The organism is Parasphingopyxis sp. (genome assembly GCF_052168275.1).
Lineage (GTDB): Bacteria > Pseudomonadota > Alphaproteobacteria > Sphingomonadales > Sphingomonadaceae > Parasphingopyxis.
The window spans coordinates 13,855-26,041 of record NZ_JBQLZM010000116.1; the positions used below are offsets into that span (position 1 = coordinate 13,855).

Sequence of the window (12,187 nt, forward strand, 5' to 3'; positions counted from 1 at the left end):
GGTTTCTCCTGGGCTTCTATTCCGTGTGTCTGTGCGCCGCGCTTTTGGGGCGCGTGAAAATCGTGCGGGCCGGCCTCATCGCTTCGCGCTCCGGGCGCCGACGCCGAGAAAGACGATGCCGACGAAATAGCCGAAATCGTACCAGCCGCCATTGTTGGGCACCGCGTAGATCGCGACCGTATCGACGAACAGCGAGACGATCCAGGCGATCGGGAAGATGAAGCCGTGCCAGACGCCGAGCAGGAAGCCCGGCGCCTCGGGCGCGACGCTCCCGCCCGATTGCTGCGCCGCGCAGGCGGCGAGCAGCAGGGTCATGCCGAGAATGGCGAGAAGGCGAGAATCAAGGCGCGCCGGCCCCGTCACTGGCACGCCAGACACTCGTCATAATCGGTGGTTTCCGCCGTCGCGAGTTCGACCTTGGCGGGATCGAGCGTGTTGTCGCTCTCCACGCCGCCGGCGAAGCCCGCGCGCTGCACGCTCTTCGACCGCAGATAGTAGAGCGACTTGATGCCGAGCTCCCAGGCGCGGAAGTGGAGCATCAGCAGGTCCCATTTCTCGACATCGGCCGGGATGAAGAGGTTGAGCGACTGCGCCTGGTCGATATAGGGCGCGCGATCGGCGGCAAGCTCGAGCAGCCAGCGCTGGTCGATCTCGAAGCTGGTCTTGAAGCTGTCCTTCTCCTCGGCGGTCAGGAAATCGAGATGCTGGACGCTGCCGCCTTTCTCGAGGATCGAATTCCAGACATTGGCGCTGTCCTTCGATTTCTCCTGCAGCAGCTTTTCCAGATAGGGATTCTTGACGACGAAGCTGCCGGACAGCGTCTTGTGCGTGTAGATATTGGCCGGGATCGGCTCGATGCAGGCGGATGTGCCGCCGCAGATGATGCTGATCGACGCGGTCGGCGCGATCGCCATCTTGCAGGAGAAGCGCTCCATCACGCCCTGGTCGGCCGCGTCGGGGCAGGGTCCGCGCTCATTGGCGAGCATCATCGAGGCTTCGGACGCCTTGGTCTGGATATGCTTGAAGATTTTGAGGTTCCAGCTCTTCGCCAGCGCGCTCTCGAAGCCGAGGCCGCGCGCCTGGAGGAAGCTGTGGAAGCCCATGACGCCGAGCCCCACCGAACGCTCCTGTTCGGCGCTGTACTTGGCGCGCGCCATTTCGTCGGGCGCGCGGTCGATATAGTCCTGCAGCACATTGTCGAGGAAGCGCATGACATCCTCGATGAACAGCTTGTCCTCGCTCCACTCGTCCCACATTTCGAGGTTGAGCGACGAGAGGCAGCAGACCGCCGTGCGGTCCTTGCCATGCTGGTCGATGCCGGTCGGCAGGGTGATTTCGGAGCACAGGTTCGAGGTGGAAACCTTCAGGCCCACGTCGCGCTGATGCTTGGGCATCATGCGGTTCACCGTGTCGTTGAAGACGATATAGGGCTCGCCGGTCGCCAGCCGCGTCTCGACGAGCTTCTGGAACAGCGAGCGCGCATCGACGGTCGCGCGGACGCTGCCGTCCTTGGGCGATTTGAGATCGAACGCGGCGCCGTCGCGCACGGCTTCCATGAATTCGTCGGTGACGAGCACGCCGTGATGGAGGTTCAGCGCCTTGCGGTTGAAGTCGCCCGAGGCTTTGCGGATTTCGAGAAACTCCTCGATCTCGGGATGCGAGATATCGAGATAGCAGGCCGCCGAGCCGCGCCGCAGCGAGCCCTGGCTGATCGCGAGCGTAAGGCTGTCCATCACCCGGACGAAGGGGATGATGCCGCTGGTCTTGCCGTTGAGGCCGACCGGCTCGCCGATCCCGCGCACATGGCCCCAATAGGTGCCGATGCCGCCGCCGCGGCTGGCGAGCCAGACATTCTCGTTCCAGGTGCCGACAATGCCCTCGAGGCTGTCGGACACGCTGTTGAGGTAGCAGCTGATCGGCAGCCCGCGCCCGGTGCCGCCGTTCGAGAGGACGGGGGTCGCCGGCATGAACCAGAGTTTCGAGATATAGTCGTAGAGCCGCTGCGCATGTTCGGCATCGTCGGCATAGGCCGACGCGACCCGCGCGAAGAGATCCTGATAGCTTTCGTCGGGCAGGAGGTAGCGGTCCTTCAGCGTCTCCTTGCCGAATTCGGTGAGGAGGTCGTCGCGCGACTGGTCCTGCTCGATCGGATGCATTTGCGGACGGATCGATTTGCTGTTCAGCTCCTCCTCCGCCGCGTCATCCGTCTTCGGTGCGTCCATCGCGTCGATCACATCGTCCACCGTGACTTCGCCGTTATTCGCCAGATCCATTGCGCTCATACCCCTTATACACCATTCCCATATAGGAATGTTCCCACTTCGTTCGAGTCGGAAACTCCGTTCCTACACCCCTTTTGCGGCCTTGCGGGAACTGATTTGCCCTTGTCCCCGATATCCACACGGGTCCGTCCGCAGGCGACAATAAGGGTGGGTGCCGCGAATCGCGATCGCGGCGCGTTACCACAACCTATTGGGTAGGCCCCCGGCCGAACCACTAGCCATAGTGTCCCAACCGCGAGTCGGGCACAAGAGGGTTAACCGGAAATTTGTGATTCGATTCACCGCTATTCTGACTCGGTTCGTCGCACGCCGATCCCTTCGCAGGCGCAGCGACGCATGGACCGAACTGGCCTTGCGGGATTGCAAGGGAACGGATCAAGAACGAAAAAATTTACCCCCGATATCGCGTTTCGATCACGGCGACCGTCATTGCGAGGAGCCGTCAGGCCCAGCTTGTCCCGAGCGGCCGGCTTGGCCAGCCAGCCGAAGGGCGGCGATCCAGAGCGGCTGGTTACATCGCCTGCGGCTCTGGATTGGTTGACCTTCGGTCGCCTTCGGCCCGCTGCGCTCGCAATGACGGATGGGCCTGCCGGTCACGACATCGAAACTTGACATATTATATAGATATCTATCATATAGCCATAGATACAAATTGGAGGCCCGTCATGCCCACCCGCCGCAAAGTCCTTTTCACCGGTGCCGCCAGCGCCGTCATCATCGGGGGCGGCCTGTTCGCCTATGACATCTTCTCGCCGAGCCTCGCCGAAGCGCGCGCGCCCTGGCGGCGGGCGGCCGAGGGGTTCGGCGATCCGCGGCTCGACATTCTCGCCTATGCGATCCTCGCGCCCAATCCGCACAACAAGCAGCCCTGGCTGATCGAGCTGATCGGAGAAGACCGGATTCGCATCACCGCCGACCTCGACCGGATGCTGCCCGAAACCGATCCGCCCTGCCGCCAGATCACGATCGGCTTCGGCGCCTTTCTCGAACTGCTCCGCATGGCTGCGGCGGAAAAGGGATATCGCGCCGAGACGACGCCCTTTCCCGCGGGCGAGCCGCACCCCGTGCTCGACGACCGCCCGATCGCCGATATCCGCCTGGTCCGCGAACCGGGCATCGCGACGGACCGGCTGTTCGATCGCGTGCTGGAACGCCATACGAATCGCGAACAGTACGAACCCCGCCCCGTTACCGACCGGCAGTTCGCCGCCTTGCGCGCGGCACTGCCCCAAGGCGTAGCGCTCGACTGGGCGAACACGGCCGAGACGATCGCACCCCTCAAGGACATCGCAACCGATGCCTGGCTCGTCGAATATACGACGCCACATACATTGCAGGAGAGTATCGACGTCATGCGGATCGGCGCGGACGAAGCGGTCGCCAATCCCGACGGCATCATCCTCGATGGGCCCATGATCGAGGCAGCGCACAATCTCGGCATGGTAACGCGCGAAAAATTGGCCGATCCGGACAGCTACGCCTTTGCCGAGGGCATCACGATGTACACGGCGCTGATCGACGCCAGCCCGTCCATATGCTGGCTGCATACGGCCGACAACAGCCGCGCGACGCAGCTCGCGACCGGCGCGGCATGGCTTCGGATGCAGCTCGCTGCTACACGCGAAGGACTGGCGATGCAGCCGCTGAGCCAGGCGTTGCAGGAGTTTCCCGAAATGGCCGAGCAGTACGCCCGCCTTCACGATCATCTCGGCATCGCCGCTCCGTCCCGCGTGCAGGGCCTGTTCCGCATCGGCCATGCGCCGGCGATCGAACCGTCGCCGCGCTGGCCGCTCACGAGCCGGCTGGTCGACGCCTGATGGCGAAGGCCCGGGGTTCGGCGCCGAAAGGTCCGGGGCTGGCGGGCGATCCGCTGGGCAACCTCGTGATGACGGAGATCGGCATCATCGCGCAGCTTGCCGGCACGCTGTTCGAGTCGGTGCTCCCCGACGGCATGACCCGGGCCCAGTACGGCGTGCTCAACCATCTGCTGCGCCTCGAAACCGAGGAGACGATCGGCGAACTGGCGAGCGCCTTCCAGGTGCGCCAGCCGACCATGTCGTCGACCGTCCGCAAGCTCGAGGACAAGGGGCTGGTCGCGCTGAAAAGCGATCCGGAGGACCGCCGCATCCGCCGGGTGGCGATCACCAAGGCCGGCAAGGCCGCACGCCAGGCCGGGCTCGAGGCGCTGGGGCCGCTCTATGCCGAGCTGATGACCCTTGTGCCGGAAAAGGAGCTGAAGGCGATCCTGCCGACCCTGACCCGGCTGCGCATCATCCTCGACGAGCGGCGGCCGGACTGAGCGGCGCGGCCGCCGGCGCCCCTGTCGACAGGCCGCGCAATCGGCTATCATCGCGCCCATGATCTGGATCGTGTTCCTCATGGGCGTCGTCAACATCTTCCTCCATCGCAGCGTGATGGAGGGGCGCGGCCCGGTATTCGCCGAGATCGCCGAGACGCTGCACCGCTTCGGCGGCGGCTATGCGGGCTATGCGATCGAGTTCGTCTTTCTCGTCGGCGCGCTCTGGTTCGCGAAGGCGGGCCAGCCGATGGTGCTGTTCATCTACGGCGCCTATACCGCGCTCAATATCGGCACCTTCGCGATGCTGACCCAGATGAACAAGCGCTAGGGCGCGGCGGGCACGGCCAGTTCGAGCCGCTGCGGCGCGCCGTCGTCGACCCCGTCGAACAGGATCAGCAGCGAGACGGCGTCGCCGTCGATGCCGGTGATCGCCATCGCCTCGGCCTTGCCGCCGCGCGGCGCCTCGACGGTCGCGAGCACCCGGGCCGCGCCGTCCGCGCCGCGCAGATGGACGCGATAGGGTACGTCCTGCTCCTGGGCCGGGCCGGACAGGATCAGCAGCCGCCCGTCGGGCAGGAAGGCGAGGTCGCGGATGCCGGCCTGTTCACCGAGCGCGACCGGAACGGCGCGGCCGCCGCCTGAAATCGCACGGGAGAACAGGGCCGTCGCGCTGGTTTCGAACAGATAGGCCGTGCCGTCGACCACCGGCGCGCGCAGGCCGAAGACCATCCGGTCGCCCTGCACGGCGAGGCCCTCCACATTGAGCCCGTTCGCGTCGTGGAGCGACGCGCCGAAATAGGGCGCCAGCGTGTCGTCCCGCTGCAGCATCGCGCCCAGCCTGTAGCTCGCCGCGACCGAAACCATGCCCGGCACGATCGGCCCGGCCGGTTCGTCCGGCTCGACGCGCGCGACGACAAAGGCCGGCGGGCGGAGTTCGTTGCTGTTGCGCGAACAGCCATGCGATCCCGCGACATAGAAGACGCCCTCGCTGAACGCGGCCGCTTCGCCGTCCATCTCCCGGCTCTCCGCATCCTGTTCGCCGCAGATGCCGCGCGGAACGGAACCCAGCGGATCGCCGGCACCGCCGAGCGGGAAACGCTGCCCGGCGGCGAGGATCGCGCCGTTGAACGTCGTCCATTGCGCGGCGTCGCCCTCATCCTCGATGGCGAGGCAGCGCATCGTGCCGCCGCCGCGCTGCCAGTCGCAGGCGAGGCCGCTCACATCTTCCGAGACGCTGCCCTCCGGTCCGAAATGTCCGGATACGGTGATGCCGGCCTCGAGCGGCGGTGCGGTATCGGACGCCCCGCCGCAGCCCGCGAGGCTGAGCAGCACGGCAAGGCTCAGGAGGCGCACGCTATGCACTGCGTCGCCATCGGGTCGATCTCCAGCCGTTTTTCGGCGATCGCCTCGCCGCAGGTCAGGCAATAACCGAACTCGCCCTCGTCGATCCGGCGCAGCGCGGCCTCGATCCGGGCGATATCGGACCGGCGGCGCCGCGCTTCGGCATCGGCCATCGCCTGTTGCTGCATCGCGTCCATCCGCGACAGCCGCCCGACGCTCTGCTGGTCAAGGGCGACCGGCTCGCGCCACTCGGCCGCGCCCGCATCCTCGCCGGAAAGCTGCGCGCGCAGGGCGATCAGCGTCTCGCGGAAAGCCGCGATGCGGGCGTCGGACAGCTCAGTCATCGGCTGGCGGGACATAGGTTTCGAGCGGCAGGTCCTGCGCCAGCCGCTCCTCGGTCGCCGAGAAGGCCGAGCGGCCGGGGCGGGGCGTGTCCGGCAGGCCGGTCGCGAAATAGGCGACGCCGCGCCCCTCCGCATGGCTGATCCACAGTCCGGAGCGCAGGCCGTAGGCGTCGCCGGCATGGCCGCTATGGACGGCGCCGGTGGCGAAGAGATCGTCGTCGCACTCGCCGCCATCGCCGTTCAGCGTATGGACGCCGTGATTGTAGCGGCAGAAGAAGCCGCCCTCGCTGTCGCCGCTTTCCGTGATCGGCGCGCCGCGGCCGCCATAGAGCATCGGGATCAGCGCGAGTTCCCGATAATGCCGGTTCATGAAGGCGAAGTCCGTGCCCTCGCCGCGCGACAGGAAGAGCAAGCCGATACGGGCGAGATCGCGCGCCGAAATCCTCAGGCCGCCCTGCGGGCTGAACGCCGCGCCGTTGCGGGCGAGGACATAGGTTTCGAGGTCGCAGCTGCCGTCGCTCGCCGGGGTGGCCGGGCAGTCTTCGGCGATGGCCCGCCGGCTGTCGCGCGCGACCGCGCCGTCGGGCCGGTACAGCACGACCGCGCGATTGCGCGCTTCCGGGCTGCAGGTCGTCCAGTTGAAACAGGCGTCGAGGCCGAGCGGCTCGAACACCGTGCGCGCCATCAGCCGGTCGAAACGTTCGCCGGTCGCGCCTTCCATCACCGCGGCGATGAGCGGAAAGTTGAGATTGGCATAGGCGAACCGGCCGGGCGGGTCGTCGGCGTCCCAGGCCTCGGGCCGGCCCATCCATTGCTCCAGATCGGCATCGAGCGGCAGCGCGTACCCCGCCGCGTCGCGCACGCCGGCGCGATGGTCGAGCAGCGCGCGCAGCGTGACGACCGCGTCGGGGAAATGGGGATTGCGGAGCCGCCAGCCGAGATGCGTCGAGACATCGTCGCGCAGGTCGATCGTACCCTCCTCGACCAGCCGCGCCGCGGCGAGCGCGACGACGAGCTTGGACACGCTGGCGATGCGGACAGGGTCGTCGATGGTGAGCGCGCGGCCGGTTTCGATATCGGCGAGCCCGCCGGCGGCGCTCTCCGCAATGCCGGTCGCATCGAACGCGACGCGCGCCCAGCCGATCGCGGGATCGGCCGCCGGCACGGCCTCGGCGACGGGCTGGCTACCGCCCGAAAGACAGGCTGCGATCAGGCAGGCGATCGGCGACATGCGGCCAACCCTATTGCAAAGATCGCCGCAACGCCATGATCAAAGGCCGGTTCCGCCTGCCTAGCCCTCATCCTCTTCCGCGACCGGGCATTCGCCGAGCCATTCGCCCTCGAGCCGGCCGGCGACCGTGATATTCTCGTTGCCGGTTCCCGTCCGGGTCACCGTCATCGCGAGATCGAATTCGGTCGCGCCATAGGCGCCGTCCAGCGCCACCGAGACCGTGCCCGGCGTCGCGTTGCAGCTCAGCGCCGCGCCGAGATCGCCCTCGACCGCATCGAAGCGGTCATAGGCGCAGGCATTGCCGGCGCCCGACCAGAATTCGACCGGCGGCCGGTCGGCATAGTCGGCGGGCAGGCAGACCGTCCGCGTTTCGCCGCGCCGATCGCCGTCTTCCTCGATCTCCGCCTCCTCGCGGGCGCGCATCGTCGCCTGGTCGACCTCGCCGATCGTTTCCGAAAGCTCCCAGAGCCCCGGCCGCAGCGGCTGGGTCGCCATGCTTTCCGGTTCGCGCGGATCGGGATCGAGCTGGACGGCATCGTCCGAGCCGGAATCGCCGCAACCGGCCAGGAGCGCGACACAGGCGAGCGAGAGACAGGGTGAACGCATCGTAAATCCCCTTGATATCCAGACAGTTGGACGGTGCTAGGCCGAAAGGGTAAAGATAGCGTTCCGGGGATTTGTTTGTCGGACTCTCGGCTTCATATCGTCAGACTCGACCTGGCGGTCGAGCGCCGCACCGGCCCGGTTTCCGAAAAACTAGCCGACCTTGAACGCGCAGAGCTTGTTGCCGTCGAGATCGCGGAAATAGGCGGCGTAAAAACCCATTGCCTCCGGCTCGCGCAGGCCCGGCGCGCCCTCGTCGGCCGCGCCCAGCTCGAGCGCCTTGGCGTGCAGCGCGTCCACCTGGGCGCGATCCTCGGCCTGGAGCGCGATCATCATGCCGTTGCCCGCCGTAGCCCGTTCGCCGTCGAACGGCGGCGTGACGCACAGCATCGGCTGGCCCATCTCCCTGCCATATCCGGTAAAGCCCTCGTCGAGCTGCATCAGCCGTTTCGCGCCCACGGTCGCGAACAGCGCATCGTAGAAGCCCCGCGCCCTTTCGAGGTCGTTGGTGCCGACAGTCGCATAGCCAATCATCGTTTCAGCCTTTCGAGATGGGAGTGGGGAATCGCGCGGGATCATGCGCGCGCGCCGCATCCGCCGTCAATGACGTGCGAGGTAAGGACGGCCGGGCTCCGGGTTCAGCAATTCTTGCCCGCATAGAAATAGTGGAATTCCACCTCGTACAGGCTCTGCCCGCCTTCGCCGTCCCGTATCGTGAGGTTCCCGTCGGCCAATATCTTGGTGTTCCGTTCCGGCGCGACGTCGAGCGCGAAGGTCGCCGTGCCCCCGTCGAGTTCCGCCGGCCGGCAGGTGAACTCGGCGAGCAGTTTCGCGTCCCCGCCCGGGGCCAGTCCGTCCATCGAGCAATTGTGCCGCCCGTCCAGGTCGAAAAAGGAAATGCCGGGATTGGTCGATTCGATCGCCCCGATGCAGCCGGCCGAGGATTGAAGGTCGAGCCGGTCGAACAGCGCCTCGGCCGCTTCCCGGCCGCCGGCCGGCCCAACCGGCGCATGGACGGTCATCTCGCGGATCCAGCTTCCCGGGAGCACCTTGAGCTCGGCCTCCGCTTCCCCGCCGGTCAGGAACCAGACGGCCGCGACAGCCGCGACGGCGACCGCGGCACCGCCGCCTAGCCAGGCGGCGCGGTTCGGTCCGGCCCGGCTGCGCGTACGGGACGGCGTCGCCGGCTGCGCGCCGGCCGCGCCCCCGTCGCCGGCCTGCAGCTTGATCGTATCGATCAGGCGCTGGATCGTCGCGTCGCGCCGGTCGATCCAGTCGATCCACTGATAGCCGCTCAGCCAATAGGCGAGCCCCTCGGCATCGATATCCTCGAGCCGGACCGGATAGATGAGCTTCTTGCTGTCGACGGCGAGGGTCAGTTCGCGCCGGACATGGTCCGACTGGTCGGATTTCGCGCAGAACAGCAGGACGACCATGTCCGACCGGCGGACCTGGTCGACGATCGCCTTGTCGAACACCACGCCCGGTTCGATATCGTCGGGCGCCATCCATCCCTCGACCCCGTTGCGTTCGAGGATCGTCTTCAGGTGCCGGGCGGTCTGCTCCTGCGAACTGTGATGGCTGATAAAGGCAACCGGGCGATGATCGTCTTCGCCGGATGCGGGATCGGCCGGCGTATCGGTCACGACGGCGCCCGGAGCGTCACTCGCAAGGTCCCAGATAGCGGCCGGTCTGGTTGGCGACGAAGCGGAATTCGGTCGGCGTGCCCGGCGCGAAGGCGTATTCGGCTTCGGTGGTTATGGTTTCCCGCGCATATTCGCCGCGCATCCAGACGTTGAGCGCGCCGCCGTTCATGTCGGGCGGCCGGCATTCGAGCCGGACCCGGAAATCGCCACCCTCCATGGCGAGATCGCTCATCGCGCAATTGTTGGTCCGGTCGGGATCGAAAAAGTCGTTGCCGGGAGACCGCGCATCGGCCTCGCTGATGCATTGGGTCGCCACATTCGCTTCGAACTGGCGGACAAAGGCGTCGACATCCGCCTGGCTGACGGCGCGATTTTCGAGGATCCGGTCGACCTCGTAGCGGGTTTCCCACTGGCCGGGCCGGACCTTGAATTCGGATTCGCCCGTCAGGCTGTTGATCAGCAGGCCGAGCAGGATCGCGGCGAGCACAGCGGCGCCGCCGACCGCATACCAGCCCTTCCGGTTCATCGCGATGCCGAGAAAGCGGGGCGGCGGGCCGCTCTCGTCGCCCTTCCCGCCGTCCGCGCCCATCAGTCCCACCGGCGCGGTTTCCGCCGGCATGTCGGACACGGTTTCGGCCGGAGCGGGGTCGCCGTCCGCGGCGTCGGTATCGTCGGCGGCCGCCGGCTCGTCATGGACGACCTGGCGCTTGATCGTCTCGATCATCCGCTGGATCGTGGCGTCGCGCCGGTCGATCCAGTCGATCCACTGATAGTCGTTCAGCCAATAGGCGAGGCCCTTGGCGTCGATATCCTCGAGCCGGACCGGATAGATGAGCTTCTTGTTGTTCTCGGCCATCATCAGTTCGCGCTTCACATGGCGCGACTGATCGGATTTCGCGCAGAACAGCAGGACGATCAGGTCCGACCGTTCGACCTGTTCGATGATCGCCTGGTCGAAAGCGACGCCGGGATCGATATCGTCGGGGGCCATCCACCCTTCGACGCCGTTGCGTTCGAGGATCGTCTTCAGGTGTCGGGCGGTCTGCTCCTGCGAACTGTGATGGCTGATAAAGGCGACCGGGCGTCTCGTATCCGCCGATCCTTCGTCATTCTGCGCCATCAAACCCCCCGATCGCCGCCCGCAACGCGCCCCTTCCATATCCTAACCGCGCCGCGCCATCCTATCAATGCGGGCCTATCCATGCGGGCGCGGGTCCGCCGGCCGGCTAGCCGTCCGCGTCGGCCGCGCAGTCGGGCCCGAGATATCGGCCGGTGACCTGGCCCGCCATGCTCATCGGCCCCGCAGGGCCGCCATCCATGTCCATGTTCATCGTCATTTCGTAGCTGGTGGGCGTGTAGCGACCCTCCATCCGCATCGACACCGCGCCCGGCATGCCTTCCGACCGGCAGGTCCCGGCGACCAGCATCGTGCCGCCGCTCATGTCGAACTCGGTATAGGTGCAGTCGTCATTGCTGTCGCCGAACATGCTGGCCTGCGGATCGGCGGCCTGTTCCGGCGTGATGCACGAGGTGCTGGTCTGGGTGCGGCCCATCTGTTCCTGCATCACGGCGCGTGCCTCTTCGGGCATCTGCGGCATGTCGAACTCGGTCAGCTGGACGGTGGCTTCCCACTGGCCGGGCGTGATCGAGAGATCGGCATTTTCCATCTCGGCGGCCGCCTCTTCGCCGCTGATCGTGCCGTCGCCGTCCGCATCGGCGCCGGACGAACAGGCGCCGAGCAGCGCCATCGGCGCCGCCAGTACGATCAGGGTTTTCAAGGCCGAATTGGTCATCATCTTCCTCCCACGGGTGCCCTCGGGCATCGCCAGTGTGATAGGCGGCCTCCGCCGCCGCATCAATCCCGCGCCGCGACGGCCGGGGCGATCGGGCCGAAAGAAAAGCGCCGCCGCGACGATCGGCCGCGGCGGCGCTTTATTATCGCTGCGATGCGGGGCCCTAGCCTTCGGCCGCGCACTCGCCGGTGCGTTCGGCGCTCATCGTGCCCGACATGCGCATTTCCATCGGCCCGCCCTCGACATTCACCGACAGGTCGGCGTTCATCGTCGTCGCGGTATAGGTGCCGTCGATCGCCATATTGGCGCTGCCCTGGCCGTTCGGCGCCTGGCAGCTGCCCTGGATGGCGATCACCCCGCCCGCCACGGTCGATTCGGTGAAATCGCAATCCTGATCGGCTTCGTCCGGCGTGAAGAGGTTGGCGCCCGGATCGGCGGCCTCTTCCTCGGTGATGCAGCGGGTGCTGGTGTCCGTCTGCTCGCCCATCTGTTCGCGCATCTGGGCGACCATCTCCTCGGGCATGCCGGGGACCTCGATCTCGGTCATCTGCGTCGTCATCGTCCATTCGCCGGCCTGAAGACCGTCGCTGCCTCCGCCGCCCGAACATGCGCCCAGCAGCGCGAGCGGCGCCGCCGTCATCAAAAACT

General features: G+C 66.8%; 14 protein-coding genes. 3 read left to right on the top strand and 11 right to left on the bottom strand.

The features are described from left to right. Positions 1 to 75: 75 nt before the first annotated feature. Both ACTS1X_RS10390 and ACTS1X_RS10395 read right to left on the bottom strand, forming a co-directional pair. The gene (locus tag ACTS1X_RS10390) at positions 76 to 315 is read right to left on the bottom strand and encodes a hypothetical protein (protein ID WP_442614322.1); all 240 of its coding nucleotides are present in this window, start codon (positions 313 to 315) and stop codon (positions 76 to 78) included. A gap of 44 nt (positions 316 to 359) precedes the next feature. Beyond that, complete coding sequence (locus ACTS1X_RS10395; protein ID WP_442614323.1) at positions 360 to 2,273, bottom strand: ribonucleoside-diphosphate reductase subunit alpha; 1,914 nt, start codon at positions 2,271 to 2,273, stop codon at positions 360 to 362. Positions 2,274 to 2,947: 674 nt separating this feature from the next. Here ACTS1X_RS10395 and ACTS1X_RS10400 point away from each other — a divergent pair. The 3 genes from ACTS1X_RS10400 to ACTS1X_RS10410 are packed head-to-tail and all read left to right on the top strand — an operon-like array spanning position 2,948 to position 4,909. Continuing rightward, positions 2,948 to 4,099 (top strand): Acg family FMN-binding oxidoreductase, encoded by a 1,152-nt coding sequence (locus ACTS1X_RS10400; RefSeq protein WP_442614324.1) that lies wholly within the window; start codon positions 2,948 to 2,950, stop codon positions 4,097 to 4,099. Then, on the top strand, positions 4,099 to 4,581 hold the full coding sequence (locus ACTS1X_RS10405) for a MarR family winged helix-turn-helix transcriptional regulator (protein WP_442614325.1): 483 nt from the start codon (positions 4,099 to 4,101) through the stop codon (positions 4,579 to 4,581). The genes ACTS1X_RS10400 and ACTS1X_RS10405 overlap by 1 nt, the downstream gene beginning before the upstream one ends. Positions 4,582 to 4,639: 58 nt before the next feature. Beyond that, on the top strand, positions 4,640 to 4,909 hold the full coding sequence (locus ACTS1X_RS10410) for a hypothetical protein (RefSeq protein ID WP_442614326.1): 270 nt from the start codon (positions 4,640 to 4,642) through the stop codon (positions 4,907 to 4,909). Here the strand turns inward: ACTS1X_RS10410 and ACTS1X_RS10415 are convergent. From ACTS1X_RS10415 to ACTS1X_RS10455, 9 genes are all read right to left on the bottom strand, one after another. Further along, entirely contained in the window at positions 4,906 to 5,943 is a 1,038-nt protein-coding gene (locus tag ACTS1X_RS10415) for a DUF3616 domain-containing protein (RefSeq protein WP_442614327.1), read from the bottom strand. The two genes, ACTS1X_RS10410 and ACTS1X_RS10415, sit on opposite strands and share 4 nt — an antisense overlap. Further along, positions 5,922 to 6,266, bottom strand: coding sequence for a TraR/DksA family transcriptional regulator (locus tag ACTS1X_RS10420; RefSeq protein WP_442614328.1), 345 nt, complete (start codon positions 6,264 to 6,266; stop codon positions 5,922 to 5,924). The genes ACTS1X_RS10415 and ACTS1X_RS10420 overlap by 22 nt, the downstream gene beginning before the upstream one ends. Beyond that, complete coding sequence (locus ACTS1X_RS10425; protein ID WP_442614329.1) at positions 6,259 to 7,497, bottom strand: serine hydrolase domain-containing protein; 1,239 nt, start codon at positions 7,495 to 7,497, stop codon at positions 6,259 to 6,261. Before ACTS1X_RS10425 ends, ACTS1X_RS10420 begins: the two co-directional genes overlap by 8 nt. Before the next feature lie 60 nt (positions 7,498 to 7,557). Beyond that, the gene (locus ACTS1X_RS10430) at positions 7,558 to 8,103 is read right to left on the bottom strand and encodes a DUF3617 domain-containing protein (protein WP_442614330.1); all 546 of its coding nucleotides are present in this window, start codon (positions 8,101 to 8,103) and stop codon (positions 7,558 to 7,560) included. 150 nt (positions 8,104 to 8,253) lie between these two features. Next, entirely contained in the window at positions 8,254 to 8,634 is a 381-nt protein-coding gene (locus tag ACTS1X_RS10435; RefSeq protein WP_442614331.1) for a VOC family protein, read from the bottom strand. Positions 8,635 to 8,738: 104 nt separating this feature from the next. Beyond that, positions 8,739 to 9,746, bottom strand: coding sequence for a toll/interleukin-1 receptor domain-containing protein (locus ACTS1X_RS10440; protein WP_442614332.1), 1,008 nt, complete (start codon positions 9,744 to 9,746; stop codon positions 8,739 to 8,741). 16 nt (positions 9,747 to 9,762) lie between these two features. After that, a complete protein-coding gene (locus ACTS1X_RS10445; protein WP_442614333.1) occupies positions 9,763 to 10,866 on the bottom strand; it encodes a TIR domain-containing protein in 1,104 nt (367 codons plus the stop codon). A gap of 106 nt (positions 10,867 to 10,972) precedes the next feature. Then, positions 10,973 to 11,569, bottom strand: coding sequence for a DUF3617 domain-containing protein (locus tag ACTS1X_RS10450; protein ID WP_442614334.1), 597 nt, complete (start codon positions 11,567 to 11,569; stop codon positions 10,973 to 10,975). Positions 11,570 to 11,702: 133 nt separating this feature from the next. Further along, the coding region (locus ACTS1X_RS10455; protein ID WP_442614335.1) for a DUF3617 domain-containing protein at positions 11,703 to 12,187 on the bottom strand (485 nt) is incomplete at its 5' end.

What these genes read in the sequence shown, in the direction of transcription:
- ACTS1X_RS10390 (WP_442614322.1), bottom strand. Translation starts at nt 315, where the DNA reads ATGACCCTGCTGCTCGCCGCCTGCGCGGCGCAGCAATCGGGCGGGAGC.
- ACTS1X_RS10405 (WP_442614325.1), top strand. Translation starts at nt 4,099, where the DNA reads ATGGCGAAGGCCCGGGGTTCGGCGCCGAAAGGTCCGGGGCTGGCGGGC.
- ACTS1X_RS10400 (WP_442614324.1), top strand. Translation starts at nt 2,948, where the DNA reads ATGCCCACCCGCCGCAAAGTCCTTTTCACCGGTGCCGCCAGCGCCGTC.
- ACTS1X_RS10425 (WP_442614329.1), bottom strand. Translation starts at nt 7,497, where the DNA reads ATGTCGCCGATCGCCTGCCTGATCGCAGCCTGTCTTTCGGGCGGTAGC.
- ACTS1X_RS10435 (WP_442614331.1), bottom strand. Translation starts at nt 8,634, where the DNA reads ATGATTGGCTATGCGACTGTCGGCACCAACGACCTCGAAAGGGCGCGG.
- ACTS1X_RS10410 (WP_442614326.1), top strand. Translation starts at nt 4,640, where the DNA reads ATGATCTGGATCGTGTTCCTCATGGGCGTCGTCAACATCTTCCTCCAT.
- ACTS1X_RS10420 (WP_442614328.1), bottom strand. Translation starts at nt 6,266, where the DNA reads ATGACTGAGCTGTCCGACGCCCGCATCGCGGCTTTCCGCGAGACGCTG.
- ACTS1X_RS10445 (WP_442614333.1), bottom strand. Translation starts at nt 10,866, where the DNA reads ATGGCGCAGAATGACGAAGGATCGGCGGATACGAGACGCCCGGTCGCC.
- ACTS1X_RS10395 (WP_442614323.1), bottom strand. Translation starts at nt 2,273, where the DNA reads ATGGATCTGGCGAATAACGGCGAAGTCACGGTGGACGATGTGATCGAC.
- ACTS1X_RS10430 (WP_442614330.1), bottom strand. Translation starts at nt 8,103, where the DNA reads ATGCGTTCACCCTGTCTCTCGCTCGCCTGTGTCGCGCTCCTGGCCGGT.
- ACTS1X_RS10450 (WP_442614334.1), bottom strand. Translation starts at nt 11,569, where the DNA reads ATGCCCGAGGGCACCCGTGGGAGGAAGATGATGACCAATTCGGCCTTG.